The sequence below is a fragment of the Roseateles sp. P4_D2 genome, assembly GCF_056401875.1.
Genome location: NZ_JBFUIM010000002.1, coordinates 106,413 through 131,708, shown reverse-complemented (window position 1 = coordinate 131,708; position 25,296 = coordinate 106,413). Strand labels below are relative to the sequence as shown.

Below are 25,296 nucleotides of genomic sequence, written 5' to 3'. Positions count from 1 at the left end.
AGTCAACCCCGGAGACAAGTGAATGCAGAACCACGACATCTTGTTTGTGCAAGGCGCGGGCGAAGGCGCGCACGCCGAAGACCAGGCCTTGGCGAGCTATCTGAAGAACGCCATCGCGCCCGATCATGCAGTCCGCTATCCCAAGTTCTTCGGGCTGGAGAACGTGGTCTACAAGACATGGAAGGACGAGATGGCGGCCGAGCTGAAAAACTCCGGCGACCCGAGCATCGTGGTGGCGCATTCCCTGGGCGGTGCCGCGGTGCTGAAGTACCTGGCCGAGGAGCGCCGGGACCTGTCGCTGGCCGGGCTGTTCCTCATCGCCACGCCCTACAAATGCGCCGATGGCGAATGGGGTGGCGACGACTTCGCGCTGCCCGTCGATTTCGCCGCGACCGTGCCCAGCATGGGCGCGATCGTGCTGTATCACAGCGCGGACGACGAATGGGTTCCCTTCTCGCACCTGGCCCGGTGGGCCGAAAAACTCCCGGGCGCGACCTCACGTGCCTTCACCGATCGCGGCCATTCCTTCTCTGCGAAGGCATTCCCCGAACTGATCGCCGACATCAGGTCGCTGTAGCCGGCGGCCTCACACGGCGCTGACCAGGCCGAGCCGGTGCGCGGCCGCCGCAGCGGCGCCTCGCGACGGCACCTCGAGCTTGGCCAGGATGTTCGACACATGCACGCTCGCCGTCTTCACGCTGATGAACAGCGCCGCGGCGATCTCCCGGTTCGAGCGGCCCTCGACCAGCAGCGTCAACACCTCGACTTCGCGCGCCGTCAGGCCCTGGGGCGAGGCTGAGGGCGCACCGCCCTCGTCCGGCCAGAGCTCGACCCTGCCCCGGTTGGCCACGGTGGCGAGTTGCGCGATCAAGGGCTCGGCGCCCAGTTGCCGCGCGAGCTGCGCCGCGCGCCGCAGCGCTGCGGTGGCTTCGCCACGTTGGCCGGCGGCAAGCCACGCGGAACCCTGGCGCATCAGCGCATAGGCCAGCCATGGAAGGTTGCCGATCTCCTGCCAGGCCGCGACCGCGGCGCCCCAGGCGACCGCATCCGAACCGCCGCCCAGGCGGCTGCGCTCGGCCAGCGATGTCAGGGCGCAAGCCCGCTCCACCGGGCCGGGCTTGGCCAGATGCTCGGACGATTCCACGAGCAAATCGCGCAGCGCATCGGCACGGCCCGACCCGATGCAGGCGCGCCACGCATGGGCGATCAGCGGCCAGAGCAGTCGTGGCGGCAGCCAGCCCCTGAGCGCCCCGATGCCATGGCCGGCCTCGACGGCGGCGGCCGTGTCGCCTTGAAGCAGGGCGATCGCCATCGACAGCTGGCGCTGTGCGGCGGCGCGGCGAGGCGCGTCCTGCGGACTCTCTCCGGCGGCGGTCAGGGCTTTCAAGGCGCGCTCTGCCACGGCCAGATTGCCTCTGCCGGCCGCGATGAGGCCATCCACCTGCGACAACTGCAGGCTGCCCAGAGGCGAGGGATCGAGTTCGCGAGCCTCTGCAATCAGGTCGATCGCGTCGTCCCAGCGCCCGACGGCCATCAGCGCACGCGCAAGAAGCTGGGCGACGGACGCGCCCATATAGCGGGCCTGGCCGAGCTGGCGTGCCCGCTGCCAGGCCATGCCTGCCGCCTCGACCGCCGCCGCGTGCTCGCCGCGCGCATCGAGCAGGTCGACCATCGCGACGCGGGCGATCATCTCCACACGCCCTGAAGCGCCGGCCTGCGCTTCACCCAAGGCGCGTTCAAGCCGCGTCATCGCGGCCATGTCGCCGACAGGCCGGGCGAGTGCACCGGACACCAGGGCCTCGACCGTCCACTCGGCCTCGCCGAGCCGCATCGCCAACGCGTCCAACTCGTCCGCCAGCGCTTGTATCTCGTTGGCGCGACCGTGCAGGGCCAGCGCACGGCAGATCTGGCCGAGCGCCGCCGCCCGTGTGCGCGTCGGCCCCGGGGCAAGACGCAGTGCCTCGCGAAGGTCGGCCAGCTCGCCCGCATGCAGGCTCTGCTGGCGCATCATGGCGCGCTCGAGCAACAGCGCGGCGATGCGCTCGCCGTCGGTCACCGGATCGAGTTCTGCGAGGCCCGCTTCGACGATGCGCTGCCCACGCTCGGTCTCAACGGCCCAGCAGGCGGCATCGGCCGCGGCCTCCAGCAGCTGCGCCCGATCGATGCCTTGCGGGCGCTGCGTCGGCTCGACGCGGGGCCACAGGTCGAGTGCATGTTCGAGCATCGTCAACTGCTCGGCATAGGCCAGGCGGGCGGTGGCCTCGCGCGCGGCCTGCCAGGCCGCGTTGAGCGCCCGGGCCGGGTCGTCTGCCGCGCGCCAGTGCAAGGCGATGCTGGCCGCCACCCAGGCGTCGGCGCCCAGCGACGGGTCGGCCTCGAGGGCCTCGGCGTAGGCGCGATGCAGGCGCTGTCGCTCGCCGGGCAGCAGGTCGCCGCCAATCGCCTCCTGAATCAAGGCATGGCGGAAGGCGTAGCCCTCCGCGTCGGCCGCGATGACGACATGCGATGTGACTGCGGCGCGGAGCGCTGCATCCAGGCCATCGGCGCCGACGACGGCGGCCAGCAGCCGATGCCTGACGCGAAGGCCACCCACCGCCATCGCGTGCAGGACTTCGCGTGCCCGTTCCGGCAACTCGTTCACCGCGCCAAGCAGCAGATCGCGCAGCGAACCCTGCAGCTGGGTTCGCACGGCACCCTCCGGCGTGACCAGGGCTTCGGTGAACAGCGGCACGCCACCGCCGCGGGTGTGGACGGCGTTGACGACATCGGGTGCCGGCTCATGGCCCAGCATGGCGCTCAGGTGCAGCGCCACGTCGGTGCGCGACAGGCGCGGCAGGGCGAGCGGGGTCACCCCTTCAATCCGGGCCAGCTCCGCCAATCCGCCACGCAGCGGATGCGCTCCTGCCAGCGCCTCGGTCCGGTACGACGCGACCAGCAGCAGGCGGGTGCCTTGCAGGTTGCGAGCCAGATAGGCGAGGAGGTCGCGCGTCGCGCGATCGGCCCAATGCAGGTCTTCCAGCACCAGCACCACCGGGGCCTGGGCGGCCAGACTCTGGAGCAGCAGGCGCAATGACTCGAACAGCCGCGAGCGCGCCATGCCGGGGTCGCCTTCCGATGGTGCCGGCCCCAGCTCGGGCAGCAGCCGTGCCAGTTCGCGCGCGCCGGAATGCCCCACGAGCGTGACGATCTCGGCAACGCCGCGCAGCTGCACCAGGCGCCGCACGGCCGAGACGAAGGGCGCGAACGGCAGCCCCGGCTCGCTTTGCTCGACACACCAGCCGCTCAGGACCAGGGACTGGCGGCCGAGGCGCTCGGTTGCTTCCCGGATCAGCCGGCTCTTGCCGCCACCACCCTCTGCGCTGATCACGACGGTGCGCACCGTTCCCGCGCAGGCGTCGGCGAACGCGTCCGCGAGCACATCTAGCTCGCTGTCGCGACCGACCATCAGGGGACTCAAGAGACGCTTCACGCTTTGGGAGGGACGCCTGCCCAGGTCTCGGTTGTCGCGGGCGGCGCCGCGGCCATTATCCCGATGGTGTGTCCGAATACGGCGTCGAATCGTGCCGTGCTGATTCAGTGGTATTCCGAGACCAGATCGTCGTCCCGGGACTTTTGCGTCGCGGGCTGGGCCGCCGGCCAGAGGGCTCGCAACCGTGACAGGGCAGCCGCTTCGTGCAGGCCTTCGGCGAGCAGGTGAGCCACGCTGGAGATGAACTCGGCCCGGGGCACGCCGTGGGGCCGGGAGGCATGCGCCGGGCTCATGCGCTCCGCGCGTGACGGAAGGGCGACGTCGGTCACGTCGATGCAGGCGCTGGCCCAGCGCTTTCTGACCGACATGGCGCAGGCTGGCAGGCCGGTCTCGACGACCAGGCCGTCCACGCGCCTTCCTCGCCGTGCATTCGGCAGCGCCAGCATCGGTCCTGCGGCGACGTTCAAGACCGAGCTGCGCGCTCGCTTGCGAAAGTGAGGCAACAGCGCGCCGGTCAGCTGCTGGACGCCCAGCTGATGGGCTTCCAGCTTCTCGTCGCTGTCGTCAGCGTCGAGCAGCGCATGCAAGCCCGGCAGATCCCTCACCGGGAAGGCGATCGAGATGTTGACGAGCATGTTCAGGTGGGCCCAAGTCGCGGCGATCTGCTCGCAGAAGCCAGCGACGCTCCAGGGGTTGGTCAGATCCAGGTCGATGGCCCGCATGCGGGGGTTGGCGCGCGCGACGGCCTGAGCGGCGCCAGGCTCGCCGCCGAAGATGATGACCTCGTTGCCCAGCCGGCACAGCAGTTCGGCCAGGCCGCGGCCGATGCCACGGGTGCCGCCGGCGACGAGAATGGTGTTGCCTTGCATCGTCATGTGGACCTCCTTGCGCGAAGGCCCGCATTGAATCGGCCGGCGCCCATTTTGAGCAGTCGATTCCGGTCATGTGATTGCACGATTCGCCCATCGTGCGGCCCGCTCGAACCGAGCCGGGCGGCCGCCCCAGGATCGATAGCCCAAAACCGCCAAGCTCTTGCACGATCCAGTCATTCCTGAGCGGTTCGTTCGCGCGCCTCTTGAGCCGCACGGGCGCAGCGGGTACGGTTGCGCCATGGGCTCACTCGAAGAATTGCAAAGGCTGATCAAGCGCCACGCCACCTCAAAGGGTGATCGCAATGCAGGCGACGTGTTCGCGGTGGCGGCCGAGGCGCCGACCGAGCTCCAGCACGTGGTGCTGGAGCCGACCTTCGTGGTCGTGGCGCAGGGCGCCAAGCGCGCCATGCTGGGCGACGAGATGTTCGAGTACCGCGAGGGCCAGTTTCTCGTGGTGAGCGTGGACCTGCCCATCGCCGGCTGCGTGATCCAAGCCAGCCCCGAACTTCCCTACCTGGCCGCGGGCTTGACGCTGCAGCTGGCAACCATCTCCTCCCTGCTGCTGGAGATGGACCCCGCGGAAGTGGCCGCGAGCGAACCCGCCGGCTTTGCGGTCAGCGACGCGCCCGAGGACCTGCTGGACACCGTGGTGCGCCTGCTGCGGCTGAAGGACTCGCCGCGCGACGCCGCCGTGCTGGGCCCGCTGGTGGAGCGCGAGCTGGTGTGGCGGCTGCTGCACGGCGCGCAGGGCGCCATGGTGCGGCAGATCGGCCTGGCCGACAGCCGGCTGTCGCAGATCGGGCGGGCCATCCGCTTCATTCGCAGCCATCACGCCGAAGCCATTTCCATCCCGATGCTGGCCGACATGGTGGCCATGAGCGAGTCGTCCTTTCACCGCCACTTCCGCGGCGCGACGACCATGAGCCCGTTGCAGTACCAGAAGCTGATCCGGCTGCAAGAGGCGCGGGCACGCATCCTGGCGGACGCCGGCGACGTCGCGGCCATCGGCTACAGCGTCGGCTACGACAGCCCCTCGCAGTTCAGCCGCGAGTACAGCCGCTTGTTCGGCGCGCCGCCCGGGCGGGACAAGCTGCGGCTGGGGCTGCGGGCGATGGGCGCGGGTGCGGGATCGCTGCCCGCCTGAAGCGGCCGTCCTGCCCGACACATCCAAGGATTGCAGCCTATCCGTTCGGAGGGCTGGCAACGCGCGCGCCGCTGGGCATGATGCGGGGCATGCTGCCCCATCCCCTGGACGAACGTACGCGCCGCGCGATGCTGCTGTTGTTCTACGCCCAGAGCGGCGTGAGCCTGGTGGCGGCGGCGCTGCTGGTGCTGTTGCATGTGGGCACGCAGATCGACCGGGTGGCGCTGCCGGCGCTGCTGGCCTGGGGCGCGGCATTTACAGCGCTGATCGTGTTGCGCGTGCTGTGGAAGCTACAGGTGGCGCAGCTGCCGCAAGCCGCTGACCCCGCACCGTGGGAGCGCCGCGCCGAGCTGGGTGCGCTGCTCACCGGTGCACTCTGGGCGCTGGCGCTGGTGATGGCTTTCGACGCGCGGCAGGCTGCCACCCAGATGTACGCCGCCATGCTGGCCTGCATCACCTGCGTGGCCAGCATCAACGTGATGGCGCCGCAACCGCGCGCCTTCGTGATGCTGATCGCTCCCGTCGCCGTGGCACTGATCACGCTCTTCCTGTCGCTCGGCAGTTGGAGCGGCGCCTACAACGCCTTGCTGGTGCTGTCGGCCGTGGCCCTGGCGATGGCGCTGACTTTGCGCCACACCCGACTGCTGCGCGAGAGCCACGCGCTGCGCTTCGAGCGCGAGGCCTTGCTGGCCCAGGCCCAGGCTGCGCGCGAAGCGCAGACGCGCTTCCTGGCCGCCGCCAGCCATGACCTGCGTCAACCCGTGCATGCGCTGGGCTTGCTGGCCGCACAGGCCGCGCACGAGCTGCAGGGCCGGCGTGCGGCGCAGACGGCGGAGCAGTTGCAGGCCATGGCGCAGGCGCTGGACGGGCTGGTGGAAAACCTGCTCGACGTGTCGCGCTTGGACAGCGGCGCCTTGCAGCCGCAGTGCCGCTCGCTGCCGCTGCAACCCTTGTTCGAGCGCCTCTCCACCGAATACGCGGTGCTGGCCGAAGCCAAGGGCTTGCAGTGGCGGCTGCGCCCGACGGCGCTGTGGGTGCGCAGCGACGCACAGCAGCTCGAACGCCTGTTGCGCAACCTGCTGTCCAACGCGCTCACGCACACCGTGCACGGCGGCGTGCTGCTGGCGGCGCGGCAGCGTGCGGGCCGTGTGCAGGTCGCCGTCTGGGACACCGGCCCGGGCATCGCGCCCGAGCACCACGAGCGCATCTTCCAGGAGTTCGTGCAGCTCGCCAACCCGGGGCGCGACCGGCGCCGCGGCCACGGCCTGGGCCTGGCCATCGTCGCGCGGCTGGCCCGGCTGCTGGACCATCCGGTGGACCTGCGCAGCCGCCTGGGTCACGGCAGCTGCTTCGCCGTGAGCCTGCCCGAGGACGAGCCCCGCCTGCTGACCGAGCCTCGCACCGTGCCGCAGGGGCAGCCGCTGCAGGGCCGCTGTGTGGCGCTGGTGGAGGACGACGAAGCGGTGCGCGAGGCCACCGTGACCCTGCTGCGCACCTGGGGCTGCGAGGTCTGGGCCGAAGCCGCGGTGGCGCCGCTGCTGGCGCGCCTGCGCGCGGCCGGTGCCCGGCCGCAGCGCCTCATCAGCGATTGGCGGCTCGCGCAAGGCGATGGGCTGAGCGCCATCGAGGCCTTGCGCGAGGCGTTCGGCGACAGGCTGCCGGCCCTGCTGATCAGCGGCGAGACCCTGCCGATGAGCGCGAAGGCCTTGCGTGCGCTGCGCGTGCAGCCGGCGCGCAAGCCACTGCCGGCGGCGGCGCTGCGCGCCTGGCTCAGCGCGCCCTCAGAACCGAATGCCGAACCGCCCTCAGAACCGCATTGAGGCCAGCCGCGCCTGCCCGGCCAGCGCGGCCTCGGCGCGGTTGCGCACGCGCAGGATGCGAAAGATCGTCACCAGATGACCCTTGACCGTCGGCTCACCCATGCCCAGCTCGCGCGCGATCTCCTTGTTGCTGCGGCCCTTCACCAGCTCGGCCAGCACCTCGGCCTGGCGCTGCGTGAGCGCTTCGTCGGGCAGGTCGGTGCTGCGCTGCAGCAGGAAGGGTGGCAGGTAGCAGCCGCCGGCCAGCACCAGCTCCAGTGCGCCGAAAAGCACACCCACGTCGGCGCTCTTGGGTAGCCAGCCGGCGGCGCCACCGTCGAGGGCGCGCATGGCCAGCAGCGGGTCGCTGTCGGCCGACATCAGCAGCACCGGCAGCAGCGGCCACTCGGCGCGCAGCTGCTGGAGGGCCTGCAACGGCGCGAGTCCAGGCAGGTGCACGTCGAGCACGACGAGGGCCACGTCGGGCCGGCGTGCCAGCAGTGCCTGCGCGGCGGGCAGGCTGTCGGCTTCGCTCACCTCGCAGCCCTCGCGCTGCGTGCGCAGCAGCTGCGCCATGCCGACCCGAACGACAGGGTGGTCGTCGACGATAAGGAGGTGCAATGGCGCGGTCATGCCGCGCCATCATGCCGTCAAACGCGGCGTTCGGGTCAGGTTCGGGCTGGATTCGGCAACGTGTGCCGCCCTCGCCGCCGAGCGCCCGCCGTGAGGGCGGCCAGCCCGATGCCGAACAGGGCGACGGACGCCGGCTCCGGCACGCTGGCAACGCTGATGGCGCCACCCATGTGCGTCGTGGCGAGCTCCATCAGCGCCGAATCGAGCAGCACGACGTTCCCGAACGACAGGCTACTTTGTCCCACGGCTAGCGCGTGGAACGACAGGTGCACGACGAGGCCGTCGCCGCTGACGCCCGGCCCGGGCCCGGCCAGGGTGTTGGCCGTGAATGACACCGTGCCGGCGCTGTTGTCGATGGTGCCGGGCAGGAAGAACGTCGTCCGGCCGCCGGCGGACAGGAAGTCGCCTTCCAGCACCGTGTTGGCCTGCACGATCGCCGGGTCGAAGGCGATGTCGAACTGGAAGGCGTACAGGTCCGGTGCGTCCGCAACGAGCACGTCCAGCGTGAAGGTGTCGCCCACCTGCACGGCTGGCGCGGGGGCAGCGAAGGACAGGGTCGTCGCCGACGCGGGCGCAGCCAGCAGCGCCAGCACCATCCCCCACAGGCAAGTCAGTTTCGTCATCTCTCTCTCCTTGGATCGAATGCAGTTCGTTGACGGCCGCTCAGGGGCAGGTCGTGCCCGCGGCAAGCTTTTGCGCGATGAACGCCAGGTCCCGGATGTCGACCACGCCGTCGCCGTTCACGTCCGCTCTCGCGTCGAATCCGGGCATGCCGGCGCGCTTGCCGAACGAGGCCTTGACGACGGCCTGGTCGCGGCAGTCGATGGCGCCGTCGAAGTTCACATCGCCCGGCAACGCCACGACGGTGAAGGTGGCCGCACCCATGCCCGTGTTGCCGGCGACGTCGGCGGCGATGGCGCTGTAGCGGTGGCTGCCCGGGCCGAAAGAAGACGCCAGGCCGCGAATATCGGCACAGTTGGTCGACGCCACGCCGGACTCCTTGTCCATGGCCTCGCACGTGATATCGACGCTCTGCCCCGGCGCGTACGAGCCCAGGTTGCCGCGGTAGACGACGGCGGGGGGTGTCTTGTCGATCTTGACCGTGACGATGTTGCTGCTGTCGCTCTTGTTGCCCGCGACATCGACGGCGTACTTCGAGCCGGAGGACACGGTGCCCTGCTTGCTCAGGACCAGGTCGTCGGGGCAGACCGCGACGCCCGAGCCGCCCGTGTCGGCGCAAGTGAAGCGCACGACCACGTCGCCGGTGTACCAGCCCGCTGCGCCCGGTTGCGTCGTCGCGGCTGCCTTGATGGTCGGCGGCTTCAGGTCGACCCTGACGGGGCTGGTCGTGAAGCTGACGCTGTAGCCACCGCCCGTCAGGGTGTAGCTGAAGCCGTTGGGCGTGTCCTCCGACACGACCGCTCGATTGCCGATGCAGACGACGTCGCACTGGGGCGTGATGACGACCTGCCGGTTGGTCCAGGTACCGGGGGTGTAGGGCCGGCTGTCCGAGGTCACCAGGGTGTAGCCGAAGGTCGGGCGGTTGAAGGTGACGCCTGCGTTCACGCTGGCTACCGCCGTGATGAAGCGCGACCCTGGGAAGTCCGCGCGGATGATGCCGATGCGGCTGCCGGGGAGGTGGAACTGCGGACGCATCACATAGTCCGCGATCAGCGTGTTCATGCCCTCGTAGGAAATGGTGCACAGGCCGAGGGCGCAGGCGGTGCGCGGGAAGTCGGGAAAGGTGAATGCGTCGGCGGTGGCGCCGTCCACCAGCCCGGTCGACAGGCGCGGGGCACCCGTCTCGGCGCTGGAATGGCCGCTGGCGAAGAAATAGGGAAACCCGCCGTCAGAGCCACCACTGCCAACGTAGTAGAGCTGGCTGGTGCCGGTGATATTGGCTGCGTCTGCCAGATGGCTTTTGACGGGCAGCCAGAGCCGGTGATAGAGGTCCAGATTGCTGCGGAGTTTGTCGAACAGCACGGCCGTGTATCCCATCGAAATGATGGGCCGGTAGTAGTGGCGGGTGGACAGCGGACCCATGTATTGGTGGGTCAGCAGGACCTTGCCGCGTGCGTCACACGAGTTCGGATCGGGTTTCGAATTGAGCGGGGGCACCGGGCCCAAGGTCAATGTGGCCGGACCCGGGCAAGTGGCGGGCAGCAGATAGTCCGCATACTTTTGACCTGTGGCCACGCCATCGATGACGGCGGGTTGCTCCAGCAATGCGTCGAGCGCAGGCGCTGGGTCGCATTTGCAGTCGGCCGTCTCCATGACGACGCTCATGATGACCAGTTCCGACGGGTTGCTTTTCAGGAAGGCGACGGTCGGCTGCAGTACGCCGCTCTCGAAAGGCAGGAACATGTCGACACCGCCGTGAAACACCAGCAGCGCGCAGTTCGACGATTGGTAATACTGGTTGCAGTCTTGAAGCGCAAGGAGGTCGTAGTACTTGAGCCGGATGTCCAGATAACGGATGCCCGAATCCAGCTGCTCCCGGATGGTCATGGTCTGCGTCTGCGCGATGGGGCCGCCTACACCGTGGAAGGTTCCGCTGTCATGCGTACCCGGCAGGGACAGCTCGGTGAGCTTCTTCGTGGCGCCGAGGGTCAGCATCCACTGGGGGTTGTGCGCCGCGGGCCCGGAGTCGTGCCAGTAGGCGCCGTCGTTGTGGGCCAGCGCGGGGGCGGGGCAGCACAGTGCGGCCCCGGCCAGCGCCAGCAGCGCGGCAAGGCGTCGACCGCTACGCGCAATCGAGGAAGTCAGCATGGAAATCTCCCTGTCAACTGGATCGGGCTGGCCGCCCATCCGCCGCGTCACCGGCTTTGGCCCGCTCGCAATCCACTCGTTGCAGGGCAGTCTAGGAAGCACCACCCGGGTTGCACAGCCGACAGACGGATGGGATGGGGGCATCCGTTTGGATGAGCAGTGCTCCGACAATCCGCGCATGTCTCATGCCGTATCCCTTCTGCGCGCCGCGCGCCTGGCGAGTGCCACCAAGCCGTTCTCGGCTCGCGGCGGCTTCAAGCGCGAGCGCTGCGAAGGCTGCCGGCTGGTCTCCACGCACTGCATGTGCGCCTTGCGCCCGTCGGTGAACACGCGCGCCGCGGTGTGCCTGCTGATGGCCGACATCGAGCCGCTGAAGCCCACCAACACCGGTTGGCTGATCGCGGATACCGTCGCAGACACCTTCGCCTTCGGCTGGTCGCGAACCGAGCCCGACCCCGCGCTCCTGGCCCTGTTGAGCGAGCCGGCCTGGGATCCCTACGTCGTCTTCCCGGGCCAGTACGCCGCGCCGGAGCGTGTGGTGCATGCCGTTCGGCCGCACGTCGCGGGCCAGGACGGAGCAGCCAAGCGCCCGCTGTTCATCCTGCTGGACGGCACCTGGTCCGAGGCGCGCAAGATGTTCAGCCGAAGCCCCTACCTGAACTCCATGCCGGTGCTCAGCCTGGCGCCCGCCGAGGCCTCGCAATACAGGCTGCGCCGGTCACGTTGCAGCGACCATTTCTGCACCAGCGAGGTGGCCGCGCAGTGCCTGAACCTGGCGGGTGACGAGGCCGCCGGCAAGACGCTTGACGCGTACCTGGGCGTCTTCACGCATCACTACCTCCAGGCCAAGAACCAGCTGCCCATCGCCTGGGAAGGCGCGGCGCATCAGCGTTTGGAAGAGGTGAGGGCTCAGCAGCCAGTGCGCGCCGCCTGACAGCATGTGCGCCATGGCGAAGTGGCGCTGGTGCCGCCATGGGTCCAGCGCCTGCGAGCAGCCCCGTCACGCGCTGGCCGCCATGGGTGCTGCGTCGGGCGCCTGCGCGGGGCTGTCGCGCCGGACGCGGAACCAGGCGGCGTACAGCGCCGGCACGAAGACGAGGGTCAGCGCCGTGGCCACGACAAGGCCGCCCATGATCGAGATCGCCATCGGCCCCCAGAACACGCTGTGGGTCAGCGGGATCATGGCCAGCACCGCGGCGGCGGCCGTCAGCACGACGGGGCGCGAGCGCCGCACCGTGGCATCGACGATCGCGGCCCACGGCGCAACGCCGCGCGCGATGTCCTGATCGATCTGGTCGACGAGGATGATGGAGTTGCGCATGATCATCCCGCCCAGCGCAATCACGCCCAGCAGCGCGACGAAGCCGAACGGCGCATTGAAGAGCAGCAGTGCCGGCACCACGCCGATCAGCGCCAGCGGTGCCGTCATGAACACCATGAACAGCCGCGAGAAGCTTTGCAGCTGGATCATCAGCAGCGTCAGCATCACCGCGAACATCGCCGGGAACACCGCGAACAGCGCCTTGTTGGCCTTGTCGCTCTCCTCGATCGCGCCGCCTTCCTCGATGCGGTAACCCGCAGGCAGGCTGTCGATGATGGGCTGCAGCGACGGCCGGATCTGCGCCGTGGCGTAGGGGCCTTGCACGCCGTCGACCACGTCGCTGCGCACGGTCAGCGCCATGTCGCGGTTGCGCCGCCACAGCACCGGTTCCTCGAAACCCGGCTCCACTCGCGCCACCTGGGACAGCGGCACGTTGACGCCGCTGCGGGTGAACAGTTGCAGGTCACCGAGCTGGCCAATGTTCTTGCGCTCCTCGGGCGTCGCCCGCACGACCACGTCGACGAGTTCCTCGCCGCGGCGGATCTGCGTCACCGGCGCGCCGTCCAGCGTGGTCTGCACCAGGCCCTGGATGTCGGCGCTGGACAGGCCCAGCAGCCGTGCCTTGTCCTGATCGACGTGCACCTGCACCGAGCGGACCTGCTCGTTCCAGTCCAGTTGCGTGTCGCGCACCAGCGGGTTTTGGCGCACCGCGTCGCGCACCCGGTAGGCGATCTCGCGCACCTGCGCCTTGTCCGGGCCGATCACGCGGAACTGCACCGGAAAGCCCACCGGCGGCCCGAACTCCAGACGCGTCACGCGGGCGTTGACGTCGGGCAGGACTTCATCCTTGGCGAACAGCTCCATGAGACGGGCGCGCACCCGTTCGCGCTGTTCGGTACCCGCCGTCTTGACGACGATCTGCGCAAACCCCGGGTTCGGCAGCTCCGGCTGAATGGACAGATAGAAGCGCGGCGTGCCGGCGCCGGTGTAGGCGGTGAAGAACTCGATGTCCGGGTCCTTCGCCAGGCGCGCCTCAAGCAGCTTCACTTGGGCGGAGGTGGCAGCGAACGACGCGCCTTCGCGCAGCCGCAGTTCCACCAGCAGCTCGGGCCGCGACGCGGTCGGGAAGAACTGTTGCTGCACCGTCAGCATGCCGGCGCCGGCGATGGCGAACACCAACGCCGTGATGCCCAGCACCCAGGCCCGGCGCCGCACGGCCCAGTCGACGATGCCGCGCAGCCAGCGGTAGACGGGTCGGTCGTAGGGGTCGTGGTGCGTACCTGCAGCCGCCAGGTTCTTCGGCAGCAGCAGCACGCCGAGGTAGGGCGTGAACACCACGGCGACCACCCACGACAGGATCAGCGCCGCGCCGACGACCCAGAAGATGCCGCCCGCGTACTGGCCGGCGATCGACTTCGCGAAGCCCACCGGCATGAAGCCGGCGGCCGTGACCAGCGTGCCGGTCAACATCGGAAACGCGGTGGACGTGTAGGCGTAGGTGGCGGCGCGCATGCGGTCCCAGCCTTCTTCCAGCTTCACCACCATCATTTCCACCGCGATGATGGCGTCGTCCACCAGCAGGCCCAGCGCGATGATCAGCGCACCAAGCGAGATGCGGTCCAGCGCCCAGCCGGCGGCGTACATGACGGCCGCCACCAGCCCGAGCACCAGCGGTACCGACGCGGCCACCACGATGCCGGTGCGCCAGCCCAGGAACAGGAAGGACACGGCCAGCACGATGGCCAGCGCCTCCAGGAACGAGCGCTCAAACTCCCAGACGGACTCCGCCACCACACGCGGCTGATCCGCGTACTGCTGGATCTGCACGCCCGCCGGCAGCTCCTGCCGCACCTGCGCCAGCCGCTCGTCGAGCGCGCGCCCAAAGTCGAGCACGTTGCCGTTGGCCTGCATGGTCACGCCGATGGCCAGTACCGGCACGCCGTTGTGGCGGATGGTCATGCTCGGCGGATCTTCGTAGCCGGTGCGCACGGTGGCGATGTCGGCCAGCCGCAGCAGTTGGCCGCCCACCTCCAGCGTCACGTTGGCGACGTCCGCCGCGCTGCGCAGGCCGCCGTCCACCCGCACCTGCACACGATCGTGGGTGGTATCGGCCGAGCCCGCCGGGGCCACCAGGTTCTGCCGCGCCAGCGCGTCGAACACGGCGGTCGGGGCGATACCCATCGCCGCCAGCCGCCGCGTTGAGACTTCAACGAACACGCGCTCGGCCTGCTTGCCCAGCACGTCGATCTTGCCGGCGCCGGCCACACTCTGGATGCGCCGCTTCACGTCTTCGGTGACCGTCAGCAGCTCGGCCATCGACAGCTCGGGCGCACTCACCGCGTAGAGCACGCTGTAGCGGTCGTTGTACTCGTCGTTGAAGAACGGCCCGCGCACGCCTTCGGGGAACTCCTGGCGCACGTCGCCGATCTTCTTGCGCACCTGGTACCAGGCGTTCTCCAGCTCCGCCTTGCTGCTGCCGCCCTTCATCCACAGCGTGATGCCGCCATAGCCCTGGCGCGCGAAGCTGCGCACGTAGTCGAAATGGTCCAGCTCCTGCAGCCGACGCTCGATGCGGTTGAGCACCTCGTCCTGCACCTCCTGCGCGGTGGCGCCGGGCCATACGACGATGGCCGTCATCGTCGGCACGTCGAAGCTGGGGTCCTCCAGGCGGCCCAGGCGGCTGAAGGAGAAGCCGCCGATGATGAGCGTCGCGATGATCAGGAACAGCACCATCGCCCGGTGCGTGACGGCCCATTCGGACGGGTTGAAGCGCTTCACGAGCCGCTCCTGGCGACCGCAGCCGTGCCGGCTTCGGCTGTGCGCTCGACCGCGCGCACGGTGATGCCGGCATCAAGCTTCTGCGCGCCGACGCTGACCACCCGGCTGCCACCGGCCAGGCCGGTGACGTGCACCCGGGTGTCGTCCATGGCCACCACCTGCACGGGTGTGAACACCAGGCCGGAGCCCTTGGCGTTGAGCACCCAGACCCCAGCGGACGCGCTGGCCTTCACCAGCGCGGTGACCGGCACGGCGGTGGTCGCCGGCCCGGTCGCTTGCCCGGACAGGTTCAGCTGCATGGTGCTGCCCAGTGGCAGCGCGCCGACCTGCGCGCGCGATTCCGCGGCGGCCGCGTAGCGCACGCGGAAGGTCCGGCCCTGCGCACTGGCCAGCGGCGAGAGCTCGCGCAGCACCAGCCTCAGGGGTGACTTGGCGTCCTGCCAGGGCGTGGCCGTGGCGGTGAGCGTGCGCACCCGGCCGACCCACTCCTCGGGCAGTTCGGCAACGATCTCGCGTTCGCCTTCGCGGGCCAGCGACAGCACCGGCTGGCCCTCGGCCACCACCTGGCCGCGCTCGAAGCGCAGCGCGGTGACCACGCCGGCATAGGGCGCCACCAGCGTCGCGTAGCCCTCGCGATTGCGTGCCAGGTCGAGCTGGCGGCGCGCCTGCTCAAGCCGGGCGTCGGCTGCGTCGGCACGCGCCTTCTGACGCTCGTGGTCGGCAGCGCCCACCGAACCGTCGGCCAGCAGGCGGCGCAAGCGCGCTTCGTCGGACGCGGCCTGCTGCGCATCCACCGACGCGGCCTGGACCTGGTTGGCGGCGGCACTCACGGCCAGTTGGTAGTCGGCGGGGTCCAGTCGCGCCAGCGCCTGGCCGGCCTTCACGGTGTCGCCCACCTCGACCAGCCTGTCCACCACCTTGCCGCCGGTGCGAAAACCCAGCTCCGTCTCGACCCGGGCGCGGACCACGGCGGTGAAGCTGCGACTTTGCGACGACGCGGCGGGGCTGACGGTGGTCACGAAGACCGGCTTGGCGGCGGCGATCGGCGCGGGCGGGCCGCTGCAGGCGGCCAGGGCCAGGAGGGATACGGCGAAGAAAATTCTGTTCACTGGGATGCCCTCTCGGCAAAGGAAGTCATGGCACTGCCGGCACGGGTCGGCTCGAGACCGCCACCCAGTGCCTTGTAGAGCTGCACGTCGGCCAGCACCTGCTGCAGGCGGCTGTCCGCCAGGGTGAGCTCGCTGGACAACACCGAGCGCTGCACGTCGAGCAGCACCAGCAGGTCGATCTGCCCTTCGCGCTGCAGCGATTGCGCGCGCTGCAGCGAGCGGCGGCGATGTTCGACCGTGCTGGCCAGCGCTGCGGCGCGCTCGGCCTCCTGGGTGCGCACGAGCAGGCTGTCCTCGACCTCCTGCACGGCGACCAGCACCGCCTTCTGCCAGGCCAGCAGCGCCTCGTCGGCCCGCGCCGACTGCGCGCGGATGCCCGCATCGATGCGACCGGCGTTGAAGACCGGCATGGCAAAGGCCAGCGCGACGTTCGAGAAATGCACCGGCGCGAGATCGAGTGCATTCAGCCGCAGGTCCTCGCGACCGAACAAGGCACTCAGAAAGAGCTTGGGCCAGTACTGGGCTCGCGCCTCGGCGCCGCGCAGCGTCTCGGCCGCGACGCGCGACTCGGCAGCGATCAGGTCGGGCCGGCGCCGCAGCAATTCGCTGGGCTGGCCGGTGCCGATCTCGCGCGCAGCAGGCCAGGCAAAGCCTGCGTTCTCGTCAACAACGCGTGCCGACGGGTTGCGACCCAGCAGCACGGCCAGCCGCGTCTGCGAGGTGCCCGCCAGCGTTCGCAACGGCGGCACTTGCGCGTCGAGCGCCCCGGCTTCGGCGCGCGCGCGATCCAGGTCGAAAGCACTGGCCTCGCCTTCGCGCAGGCGGCTGGCGACGCGGGTCGCCGTTTCTCGCTGGGCCGCCGCGAGAGCCTGCACGATGCGCAGACGCTCCTCGGCGCTGCGCAGCACGAAGTACTGCCGCGCCACCTCGCTGGCCACCAGCAGCCGCGCGCCCTGGACACCCGCCGCTGCTGCGGCCGCGTCAGCCTGCGCCGCGTCGCGTGCCGCACGCACGCCGCCGGCCAGGTCGATCTCCCAGGCCACGTCGACACCGGCGCGCAACGCACGCGTGTCGGGCATGCCTTGCTTGACGGGGTCGGGCAGCCCGCTGTCGCTGCGCGAGGCCGAGGCCTGTACGCCCACCGTGGGCCACAGGCGAGAGGCCGCGGCATCTCGGCCGGCGCGAGCTTGGCCAACGCGTTGCAGCGCGACCGCCACGTCCTGGTTGGCAGACAAGGACGCTTCGATCAGCGCCGTCAGCACCGGATCGCCGTAGCCGGCCCACCAGGCGCCATCGAAGGCCTGGGAAGCGGCGGCAGCCGACCCGGCCTGCGCGAATGCTGCGGACAGCGGTACTGACGGCGAAGGCGGCTGCACGGGCGGTGCCGAACAGGCCGACAGGATCGCCAGCGCTGCGGCAGCCGACACGAGGCGGGCCGGTCGGGCGCCGGGGTGGCGATCGCGGTACGGGGCGGGCTGTGTGAAAGGCTTCATATACTGGACTCGCTAGTCCAGTAAGTTTAATGGCATATATTGGACTGTCAAGTACAGAAAGACGCCGATGCCCGAAAACGAGAAGCCAGTCGAGTCCCCACCGCGTCGCGGCCGGCCGCGCGACCCCGAGCGCTTGCGGCGCATCGTGGAAGCGGCGCACAGCCACTTCAATGCGCACGGCCTGGAGCGGGCCAGCGTCGATGCCATCGCCGCCGAAGCCGGCGTCTCGAAGATGACCATCTACAGCCACTTCGTTTCGAAGGAAGGCCTGTTCGAGGCGGTGATTCGCGATCGCACCGACCGCGTGATGGGCGGGGTCGCTGGCGTCGAAGCGCTGGACCCGACGCAGCCGCAGAAGGCGCTGCTGGCCGTCGGAGAGCAGTTCCTGACGCTGGCGCGCGAGGAGGAAGCGCTGGGCCAGTTTCGCTCGCTCTATGGCGCTGCGGGGTCACAGCCCGAGGCGTGCCGGGCCTTTTACAGGCAGGGGGCCGACCGGCTGATCGGCGACCTGGCGGCCTATCTGCGCCGCGCCGATGCGCAGGGCGCGCTGAACATCCGGCACCCGCGCCAGGCGGCGGACCTGTTCCTGTCCATGTTCCTTGGCGACGGCCACATCCGCGGGCTGCTGATGCTCGACATGCCCGACGCGCGCGAAGACAGGGCACTGCTGCGCGAGGCGGTGCGTGTGTTCATGGCGGCCTACGCGAAAGCACCTTGACGCCGCGGCCCGACCGCGGACTTCGCGACTGGAAGAGCCGGTTCACGACGGCCCCCTCAAACCGGGCGCGCTGCATCGCGAGAACCTGCCCAGCGGCTCTCTGGCGCTTTTCAAGGTGAGGCGGAGAACGGCGTGGCAACGCCGCGTCCTCGCTACGGATAGATGATGTGAATCTGAGCCAGGGCCCTGTCCACACCTTCGCGCCTGACCTTGACGTTGTACTCGTACTTCTTCTTCGTCGTTCCACCCGCACCGAGGTTGAAGTAGCACCTGGGCCCCAGCCCTTTTCTGGGAAGCTGCCCAGAAGGGCTGAGTGTGGCGAAGCGGTTGCGTAGCGCCTGCTTCAGGCGCCCCGGGTTGTACCTTTCCCTGGGATACAGCTCCTGCACGTTCAGGGACGGGCCCGCGTAGTCGAACGTGCTGCGGAACATGCTGAGCACCAGGTCCACGATGTGGTCTGCGGCTTGGCCATAGTTGGGGGTCTGGCGTGGCTTGCGGACGCGAACCGGCGCGCTGACTTCCCGCCATTGGGCCTGCCGCTCCAGGAACCACTGGATCTTTGTCTTGACGATCTTGTTGACGAACTGGAGGGCGTCGACGAAGTCGTCATTCGATCGGGCCTGGTCCACCAACGCATACATGGCCTTGCGCTCGTCGTCGTCGATGTGTTCGCCCTCCTCGTAGAACGCGATGTCGTCCAGCGCAAGGTTCAGCGCTTCCTCCAGCGCCTGCTGCGCCTTGCGCGCTTCTTCAATCCATGCGTGCACTTCTTCGAGCAGCCGCGCAGCCTGCGCCAGCGCCTCGTCGTAGTTGCGCTTGGCCGCCAGCCTGCGCAATGCGGCCAACTTTTCCTCGTGTGCCTCGCTGTACGTTCCGCTGGCCAGGTCCTCGTCTTCGATCAGCTGGGCTTGCTTCTCCAGCTTGGTCAGCGCCTCGAGGAAACCATCGCGCTGGGGATGCGTTTTGCGCAGCTGATTTTCCTCGGCATCGAGCAGTCCTTCCAAGGTGTCCAACGCACAGCCAGCGTTGACGAAGGTCGATGCGTCGATGTCCTGCGGGACGGCTTCCGAGGCCCGTGAAATCGGATCGGGGAGCGAGCTGTCCTTCTGGAGCAACAGGCACCGCGCCGCCAGTTGGGTGGCCCGGGTGCGTGCCGCCAGTATCTGGGCCTGCTGCTGCTCGGCGATTTCGTCAAAGCGCTTCTGGCTGGCTTTGATCCTCTCCTTCAGCGTGTCGTTCTCGCGCAAGGCGTCTTCGTATTCCGACTTGACGGTGGCCAATTCCGCCAGCTTCGTCTCCAGCGCGCTCTTTTCCTGTTTCGCCGTGGTGATCCGCTCCCGGGTGTCCTGTTGCGTTTTCGGGATGGTCTGAACTTGCAGGTTCTTTTCCAGCGCCTCGATCTGCTTCTTCTTCGCCGCCAAATCCTTTTCCAGGTCGAACAGCCTCACCCGCTCGGCGGCCCTGAGCTTGTCCATGCGCACCCTGTCGGCGGCGGTCGAGCTCTCCTTGAGACCGGCCAGTTCGGTTTTGGCGGCCTCCGCTTGCTTGACCGGGAACAGCTCCAGGCCGCGTCGGAACAAGGGCTCCAGCTTGGCGATCTCCAGAAGGATCAGCGCGGGCGCCTTGGACTTCTTCTTGATGAAGCCGCCCACGGCCTGGTAGTGTTTGGCGTACTCGCTCAATGCCGGCAGGAAGGACGCGTCTTCCTTGTCCTTCTGGGGGACCGGCTTCTTCAGCCGTGCATGCTCGGCGTCGAGCGCGACCTGGCAGCTTTCGTAGGTGGGTTGCGGCGCCTCGACCCGCACCACGGGCTCAACAGGCTCCCGGGGCTCGTCCGAGCCGACACTGCCCTCGCCCCTGAGAGACAGCAGGACTTCGCGCGTGCCGGACATGGACCGGGGTCGTGAAGGCGGCGAGTCTGTGTCCGGCAAGGGCTTGTCCATTGGCACTCCAGGTTCTGGCTGGGTTAGTGACCTTGACCCCAGGCCGGTTCCCTGAGCCGGCGCATCAAAGAAGGGATGGCGCGGCCGCTCATTCCCATCTCGCCTCATCCGCCCTGTGCGGGTTGCTGCCGGAGCGCGGCGCCCTGTGCCGGGGGCCGCCATGACGGGCGCCGCAAGGCCAGGCAAGGCGAAGACTCACAGCGACCCAGACCGCGTCGCGGATGCCCCTGTTCACGCCGCGCTCGGGGTCGCGCGAAGATGGCCCTGCTCACTGCGGGCCGAGCAGGGGCGGCTCGCTCACCCGGGTGAATCCGCACTGGTCCGGCGGGGGATTTGAAACTTACATTCCCCATATCGCCGCCGCCTGACGCCACCGTACGGTGGGCGGTTCAGTCCAACAGGTTTATCCGCCACCGCTATGCCAACACTTCTTCCAACCTCGCCTGGGCGGCGGATAAACGCTATTCGTTAGATCTCACCGGGAAAGCAGCGCATGAACAACGCACTTGGCCTGCATCGCGGTCACCGCAGGTTCCGCAATCCCGTTGAGGGCAGGTACTTCCTGTACTCGAGGCCGGAGCACATCGACGCCATATGCGAACGTTGCGGAGATCGCGTCTCTTTCACTGCTGTGAGTGTTCCAACGCATCTCTATGACGAGAGCAGCGGGGGTTACGCGATGGTTCAGGGCGAAATCGGAGGATCTATTGCCGGCCGCGCCGCATGCACGAAATGCGGACGAATCGTCCGCTCGATTTCCTGGCCAGACGCGGCCTTCTTCCAGGTGCGAGTCCCTGAAGGAATTGTTTGGGCCTGGAGCGCTGAATACGTTCCAACGCTGCGTGCGCGGATCAAGGGCGACAGAGTAGCGCTTCGGAATCTTGTCGATGGCAACTGGGATCTTGCGCGATTCGTTTCTCGGCTTCCACGGTTTGCCGTACTCACCAAGAACCGCCAGCGTGTATTGGCCGGGCTTGATTCGCTAAGTGAGGCGCGGTAGTCGTGAGCTCTAACAGGTTGTTCGACACGGACACGCACCGGCACTGCGCCGCAAAGCGTCTGGACGAGCCTACGCCATGCGGCGCAGTACCGGTGCGCGCCGGTCAACGCCGACGTTGAACGGCTGCTTCCGCGAGGCGCCGGCGCGCTTTGCCGAATACGAGGCGCAGATCCGCCGTGGATACGCCCATGTGCCGGCGGCCGCCTTCAATGAAAAGCGCGGTGCCATCCTGGCCGGCTTTCTGGCGCGGCCCGCGCTCTACGGCACGCCGGCCCTGCGCGAGCGTTTCGAGGCGCGGGCACGTACCAATCTGCAAGCCGCGCTCAGCGGCTTGGCACAGCCGGCCCCGCCTTGAACTCGCTGCGGCCCGAAGGCTTGAGCAGCAGATAGAGCAGCGGCCCGAAGGACCCGGCGGCCAGCGTGATCAGCGCGAACGGCCAGACCGTGCGCCCCGTCTGCCGCGCGTCGCGCCAGATGAAGCCCAGCGCGATCCACGACATGATGACCAGGTCCGCCAGCACCTGCCAGGCACCGAGGCTGCTCATGCCGGCCTGCCAGATGCCGAGGTAGCCGACCTGCCACATCACATAGGTCGAGAAGGCACCGAAGGCGGCGAGGGCGAGGATCAGAACGGTTCGCATGGCAATCTCCTTGAGGGACGGTTAACGGGTGGTGGATGGCGCCATGCTCGCCAGTCGTGCGCAGCGCCGCAATGACCTCCGAGGTCATCGCGGTGCCGCTGCGCGTGGCCTATGGTCCGGTTCCATGAAGCTGTTCGTGCCCCTCGCGCTGGCCCTCGTCGCCCTGCTGCATGCGCTGCCGCTGGCCGGCGTGCTCGGCGCCACCAAGCTGTCAGCGCTCTACGGCGTCGATGCCCGCGACCCCGCGCTGGAGCTGCTGCTGCGCCACCGCGCCGTGCTCTTTGGCCTGCTCGCGGCCCTTCTCGGCTGGGCCGCCTGGCAGCCCGCGCTGCGCGGTCTCGGGCTCATCGCGGGCCTCGTCAGCGTCGCGTCCTTCCTGCTGCTGGCCTTGCAGGCCGGTCCGCTATCGTCGGCCCTGGCCACCGTCTTCAAGCTGGACGTGCTTGCCTTGATCCTGCTGCTCGCCGCCGGCATCGTCCACCTGCTACCCATGCCATCGCCATGACCGCCACCCTCGCCACCCTGCGCAAGTCGCGCCGCGTCAGCCAGCTGGAGCTCTCGCTGCGCGCCGGCGTCTCGCAACGCCATCTCAGCTGCATCGAGACGGGCCGTGCGCGCGCCGGCCGCGAGACGCTGATCGCCCTGCTCGACTCCCTCGGCGCGACGCTGCAGGAGCGCAACCAGGCCCTGCTGGCCGCCGGCTACGCGCCCGCGCACACGGAGCGCGCGCTGGACGCACCCGAGATGGCGCCGGTGCGCGCCGCGCTGGAGCAGCTGATCCACGCCAACGGCGCGGCGCCGGCCCTGGTGCTGGACGGCGAATACAACGTCGTCATGGCCAACGAGGGCCTGGCGCGGTTGATGACACTGCTGGGCTTGCCGGGCCAGGCGATGCTCGGCCAGCCGCTGAATCTGCTGCGCGCCGTCTTTGCGCCCGGCGGCCTGCGCTCGCTGTGCGTGGACGAGGCCTGGCTGTGCGGCGAGATGTGGGCCCGCGCCTGCCGCGAGGCCGAGCACCTGCCGCGGCTGCGCGCGCTGCTGGACGAGCTGCGCCCGTCGCTGCAGCCCTGGGCCGCCGTCGAGACCGGCAACCTGCCGGTATTGGCCTTTCGCTTGCGTGCGGCGGACGGCCAGGTGCTGAGCTTCTTCTCCACCATCACCAGCTTCGGCACGCCGCTGGACATCACGCTGGCGTCGCTGAAGGTGGAGCACCTCTTTCCCAGCGATGAGGCGACGCGTTTGGCCTTGCGAGGTGGCCGTGGTGAGCAATAACGGCGAACTCGCCGCCCGGGCCTCCTGCGACTACGACCCGACAAACACGACCTTGCCGACGATGTGATCGGCCGGCAGGAAGCCCCACATCCGGCTGTCGCGGCTGTTGTCGCGGTGGTCGCCGAGGGTGAAGAAGTGACCGGGCGGCACTTCGCAGGCCATCTCGTCAACGGTGTGGGTGCATTTCTCGGCGAAGGGAAACTTCGAGTCGGGCCGCAGGAAGAAGGGCTGCTCGCCGATCAGCACGGCGTGCTCGCTGTCGGGCAGGGTCTCGACAAATTGGGGAATGGTCCGTTTGGATTCTGGATCGAAGTAATCCCCAGCGGGTCGCAACGGCACGGCCTCGCCGTTGATGAACAGCCGTTTGCCGCGGTAGGCGATGCGGTCGCCAGGCAGGCCGACCAGGCGCTTGACGAAGACGACGGATCGGTCCTCGGGAAACTCGAAGACGATCAAGTCGCCTCGGGACAGAGGCGAAGAGATGGTCGTGCGAAGGAAGGTCTTACCGAAAGTCCCGTAGTTGCCATAGCCCCATTTCTGGACGATGAGGCTGGTGCCGGCCGGGATGGTCGGCAGCATGGACGACGAAGGGGCGCGAAAGGGCTCGAAGAAGAAGGCCCTGAAGACCAGCACCGCCGTGATGACGCAAGCGACGACGCCCAGGATGCCGTACCAGCGGCTGTAGCCGGGGCGTGGCTTCGCGTCGGGGTAGTGCTTGGCGCGCCGGTACGCATGCGACGCACCCGCGATCATGAGCACCAGTGCCGCGGCATTGACTGGCAGCTTCCATGCCTGCGACAGGAAGCCGAGAACTCCCACCAGGATGCTGAGAGCGAAATAGGCCAGGGCCGCCCTGGCGTGTGCGGCATAGAGCAGGCCGACCGGCGGCGACAGGAGACCGAGAACCGCTGCAATCCACTTCTTGGGTTTGTTGTTGGGCATGGGCGTCGAGATGGGTGGCGATAGGGCCTGCATGTGCGTGGCGGCGCATGATGCCAGCGTGCTTGAGCCGGCTGGGCGCGGCACCGTCCCCGGGGGACTTTGGGCTGCGAGTTGCCCGCCAGGCGGCAATCTGCCACACGCCGTGCAACGGCGCGCCCGGCGCGGACCGGTCCGGTGCCTAGGATGCACGGTTGGGTCGTCCGGGCTGCTGCCACGCAAGCCTCGCTGACCCTGCCGCGGCACGGTGCCGCGCGATGCAGACGCTTTTCTTTGATGAAACTTCCCACCGTCGTGGCGACGGACGCTGTCGTCCGGTCCATTGAACTGGCCCAGGTCCAGGCCTCCCGCAGGGTCGCCCTGGGCTCGCAGCCCCTGATCAGCCAGATGCCCCTGCAACAGGCGATTACCGTGACCAGCCTCGGGGGACAGTCCACGCGCGCCGTCTTTGGCGTCGTGGGCGTGGCCCGCTACGAGGCGGTCGGCAAGCTTTAGCGCCCGGCCCGCCCCAGGCTGTCGACAAAGGCCGCGCAGGCCCGGCTGGCATCGGGATGGCTGCGCCAGCTTTGCGCGAATGCGCGCAGGGCCGCGCGCACCTCGCGCGGCATGGTGCCGTCCAGCGGGTCGTCGGCGACGGCGCACAGGTGGCCGGCATAGAGCGAGCGCGCCTCGGCGTCGCAGTCGAGCAGTTCCATCACCGCGCTGGCCAGGGTCTGGAACTGTTCGGGCGACAACTCGGAAGTCCCTCTCGACTCGCCCGCGCGGGGCCAGGCGGCCAGGCACAGGTATTCGATGGGGCCCAGGCTGCGCCGCTGCACGCCCGCCTGATGCGCACCCCAGGCCGCACGCGAACCGCTGGGCAGGCGGCCCTGGCAGAGGGATTGCGCGAGGGTCTGGGCGACAGCGGCACGGGCGGCATATTCGCCACGCAGATTGACTTCGGCCAGCACGCGCAAAAAGGCCGGATAGAGCTGGTCGCCCAGACCGGTGCAGACGGTCTCCATCAGCGCGATAGCCCCTTCCTGGCGGGGGCCGAGGTCGAGGCAGCCACCGATGAGCGCCTGGGCGGCCTCGGCCCAGCGCGGCTGGGCCAGCAGTTCAGGCAACGAGGGCGGCGAGCACGCGCTCCGCGTGCTGCTGGACCGAAAGCCCGCGCTGGTCGACGGCCACGTCGGCACGCAGCGTGGCGGCGCCGCCGGCGCCCAGCCCGTCCAGCCAAGCCGGTTCACCGGCACGCGGCGCCGCCGCAGGGGCATTCAGCGGGCGGAGGGACGCGGTGGAAAACAGCGAGGCGGAGGAGGAAAGCGGGGCGCCGATCATGGCTGTGGCGGAGGTGGGTGGCAGTTGAGGGTCAGCTTAGCGAAGCTCATCCGCCAAGGCGACTGCGGCTGCCCCT

Annotated in this window: 23 protein-coding genes; 10 read left to right on the top strand and 13 right to left on the bottom strand. The window is 69.1% G+C overall.

Annotated features, from left to right (window positions below):
- The first annotated feature begins 22 nt into the window (after positions 1 to 22).
- Positions 23 to 577, top strand: coding sequence for an alpha/beta hydrolase (locus tag AC1DW0_RS03970; RefSeq protein ID WP_477944988.1), 555 nt, complete (start codon positions 23 to 25; stop codon positions 575 to 577).
- Positions 578 to 586: 9 nt separating this feature from the next.
- On the opposite strand, the gene AC1DW0_RS03965 is transcribed toward AC1DW0_RS03970, so the two are convergent.
- Positions 587 to 3,445: a helix-turn-helix transcriptional regulator gene (locus AC1DW0_RS03965; protein ID WP_477944987.1), complete on the bottom strand. Its 2,859-nt coding sequence runs from the start codon at positions 3,443 to 3,445 to the stop codon at positions 587 to 589.
- 128 nt (positions 3,446 to 3,573) lie between these two features.
- Positions 3,574 to 4,344, bottom strand: coding sequence for an SDR family NAD(P)-dependent oxidoreductase (locus AC1DW0_RS03960; protein WP_457351946.1), 771 nt, complete (start codon positions 4,342 to 4,344; stop codon positions 3,574 to 3,576).
- 235 nt (positions 4,345 to 4,579) lie between these two features.
- Between AC1DW0_RS03960 and AC1DW0_RS03955 the strand changes: the two genes are divergently transcribed.
- Positions 4,580 to 5,485, top strand: coding sequence for an AraC family transcriptional regulator (locus AC1DW0_RS03955; protein ID WP_477944986.1), 906 nt, complete (start codon positions 4,580 to 4,582; stop codon positions 5,483 to 5,485).
- A gap of 89 nt (positions 5,486 to 5,574) precedes the next feature.
- A complete protein-coding gene (locus tag AC1DW0_RS03950) occupies positions 5,575 to 7,305 on the top strand; it encodes an ATP-binding response regulator (protein WP_477944985.1) in 1,731 nt (576 codons plus the stop codon).
- On the opposite strand, the gene AC1DW0_RS03945 is transcribed toward AC1DW0_RS03950, so the two are convergent.
- Genes AC1DW0_RS03945 through AC1DW0_RS03935 form a run of 3 tightly spaced genes read right to left on the bottom strand, consistent with a single transcriptional unit; the run spans position 7,291 to position 10,686 of the window.
- The gene (locus tag AC1DW0_RS03945; protein WP_457323327.1) at positions 7,291 to 7,917 is read right to left on the bottom strand and encodes a response regulator; all 627 of its coding nucleotides are present in this window, start codon (positions 7,915 to 7,917) and stop codon (positions 7,291 to 7,293) included. The genes AC1DW0_RS03950 and AC1DW0_RS03945 overlap by 15 nt on opposite strands.
- A gap of 35 nt (positions 7,918 to 7,952) precedes the next feature.
- Positions 7,953 to 8,540, bottom strand: coding sequence for a cohesin domain-containing protein (locus AC1DW0_RS03940; protein WP_477944984.1), 588 nt, complete (start codon positions 8,538 to 8,540; stop codon positions 7,953 to 7,955).
- Between the two features lie 40 nt (positions 8,541 to 8,580).
- Positions 8,581 to 10,686: a dockerin type I domain-containing protein gene (locus tag AC1DW0_RS03935; RefSeq protein WP_477944983.1), complete on the bottom strand. Its 2,106-nt coding sequence runs from the start codon at positions 10,684 to 10,686 to the stop codon at positions 8,581 to 8,583.
- 178 nt (positions 10,687 to 10,864) lie between these two features.
- Here AC1DW0_RS03935 and AC1DW0_RS03930 point away from each other — a divergent pair, with 178 nt between their 5' ends.
- Positions 10,865 to 11,620 (top strand): tRNA-uridine aminocarboxypropyltransferase, encoded by a 756-nt coding sequence (locus AC1DW0_RS03930; RefSeq protein ID WP_477944982.1) that lies wholly within the window; start codon positions 10,865 to 10,867, stop codon positions 11,618 to 11,620.
- Between the two features lie 66 nt (positions 11,621 to 11,686).
- Here the strand turns inward: AC1DW0_RS03930 and AC1DW0_RS03925 are convergent, their stop codons facing one another.
- Genes AC1DW0_RS03925 through AC1DW0_RS03915 form a run of 3 tightly spaced genes read right to left on the bottom strand, consistent with a single transcriptional unit; the run spans position 11,687 to position 17,387 of the window.
- The gene (locus AC1DW0_RS03925) at positions 11,687 to 14,785 is read right to left on the bottom strand and encodes an efflux RND transporter permease subunit (protein ID WP_477944981.1); all 3,099 of its coding nucleotides are present in this window, start codon (positions 14,783 to 14,785) and stop codon (positions 11,687 to 11,689) included.
- Entirely contained in the window at positions 14,782 to 15,894 is a 1,113-nt protein-coding gene (locus tag AC1DW0_RS03920) for an efflux RND transporter periplasmic adaptor subunit (RefSeq protein ID WP_477944980.1), read from the bottom strand. The genes AC1DW0_RS03925 and AC1DW0_RS03920 overlap by 4 nt, the downstream gene beginning before the upstream one ends.
- Complete coding sequence (locus AC1DW0_RS03915) at positions 15,891 to 17,387, bottom strand: efflux transporter outer membrane subunit (protein WP_477944979.1); 1,497 nt, start codon at positions 17,385 to 17,387, stop codon at positions 15,891 to 15,893. The genes AC1DW0_RS03920 and AC1DW0_RS03915 overlap by 4 nt, the downstream gene beginning before the upstream one ends.
- Positions 17,388 to 17,454: 67 nt before the next feature.
- Here AC1DW0_RS03915 and AC1DW0_RS03910 point away from each other — a divergent pair, with 67 nt between their 5' ends.
- The gene (locus tag AC1DW0_RS03910) at positions 17,455 to 18,105 is read left to right on the top strand and encodes a TetR/AcrR family transcriptional regulator (RefSeq protein ID WP_477944978.1); all 651 of its coding nucleotides are present in this window, start codon (positions 17,455 to 17,457) and stop codon (positions 18,103 to 18,105) included.
- A gap of 152 nt (positions 18,106 to 18,257) precedes the next feature.
- Here AC1DW0_RS03910 and AC1DW0_RS03905 read toward each other — a convergent pair whose 3' ends face one another.
- Complete coding sequence (locus tag AC1DW0_RS03905; protein WP_477944977.1) at positions 18,258 to 19,997, bottom strand: hypothetical protein; 1,740 nt, start codon at positions 19,995 to 19,997, stop codon at positions 18,258 to 18,260.
- Positions 19,998 to 20,541: 544 nt separating this feature from the next.
- Between AC1DW0_RS03905 and AC1DW0_RS03900 the strand changes: the two genes are divergently transcribed.
- Both AC1DW0_RS03900 and AC1DW0_RS03895 read left to right on the top strand, forming a co-directional pair.
- Positions 20,542 to 21,048, top strand: a complete 507-nt coding sequence (locus tag AC1DW0_RS03900) for a hypothetical protein (RefSeq protein ID WP_477858880.1) — start codon at positions 20,542 to 20,544, stop codon at positions 21,046 to 21,048.
- A 76-nt stretch (positions 21,049 to 21,124) separates the two neighbouring features.
- The gene (locus AC1DW0_RS03895; protein WP_477944976.1) at positions 21,125 to 21,403 is read left to right on the top strand and encodes a hypothetical protein; all 279 of its coding nucleotides are present in this window, start codon (positions 21,125 to 21,127) and stop codon (positions 21,401 to 21,403) included.
- Here the strand turns inward: AC1DW0_RS03895 and AC1DW0_RS03890 are convergent.
- Complete coding sequence (locus AC1DW0_RS03890; protein WP_056201233.1) at positions 21,372 to 21,689, bottom strand: hypothetical protein; 318 nt, start codon at positions 21,687 to 21,689, stop codon at positions 21,372 to 21,374. The genes AC1DW0_RS03895 and AC1DW0_RS03890 overlap by 32 nt on opposite strands.
- 124 nt (positions 21,690 to 21,813) lie before the next feature.
- On the opposite strand from AC1DW0_RS03890, the gene AC1DW0_RS03885 reads away from it, so the two are divergent.
- Complete coding sequence (locus tag AC1DW0_RS03885; RefSeq protein WP_477944975.1) at positions 21,814 to 22,194, top strand: phosphopantetheine adenylyltransferase; 381 nt, start codon at positions 21,814 to 21,816, stop codon at positions 22,192 to 22,194.
- Positions 22,191 to 22,961, top strand: a complete 771-nt coding sequence (locus tag AC1DW0_RS03880) for a helix-turn-helix domain-containing protein (RefSeq protein ID WP_477944974.1) — start codon at positions 22,191 to 22,193, stop codon at positions 22,959 to 22,961. Before AC1DW0_RS03885 ends, AC1DW0_RS03880 begins: the two co-directional genes overlap by 4 nt.
- Positions 22,962 to 22,991: 30 nt before the next feature.
- On the opposite strand, the gene lepB is transcribed toward AC1DW0_RS03880, so the two are convergent.
- Positions 22,992 to 23,903: a signal peptidase I gene (lepB, locus tag AC1DW0_RS03875; protein ID WP_477944973.1), complete on the bottom strand. Its 912-nt coding sequence runs from the start codon at positions 23,901 to 23,903 to the stop codon at positions 22,992 to 22,994.
- 273 nt (positions 23,904 to 24,176) lie between these two features.
- Here lepB and AC1DW0_RS03870 point away from each other — a divergent pair, with 273 nt between their 5' ends.
- A complete protein-coding gene (locus AC1DW0_RS03870) occupies positions 24,177 to 24,395 on the top strand; it encodes a hypothetical protein (protein WP_056201214.1) in 219 nt (72 codons plus the stop codon).
- Here the strand turns inward: AC1DW0_RS03870 and AC1DW0_RS03865 are convergent.
- Complete coding sequence (locus AC1DW0_RS03865; protein WP_457444465.1) at positions 24,392 to 25,006, bottom strand: hypothetical protein; 615 nt, start codon at positions 25,004 to 25,006, stop codon at positions 24,392 to 24,394. The two genes, AC1DW0_RS03870 and AC1DW0_RS03865, sit on opposite strands and share 4 nt — an antisense overlap.
- Positions 24,999 to 25,220, bottom strand: coding sequence for a hypothetical protein (locus tag AC1DW0_RS03860; RefSeq protein ID WP_056201207.1), 222 nt, complete (start codon positions 25,218 to 25,220; stop codon positions 24,999 to 25,001). The genes AC1DW0_RS03865 and AC1DW0_RS03860 overlap by 8 nt, the downstream gene beginning before the upstream one ends.
- Positions 25,221 to 25,296: the final 76 nt, after the last annotated feature.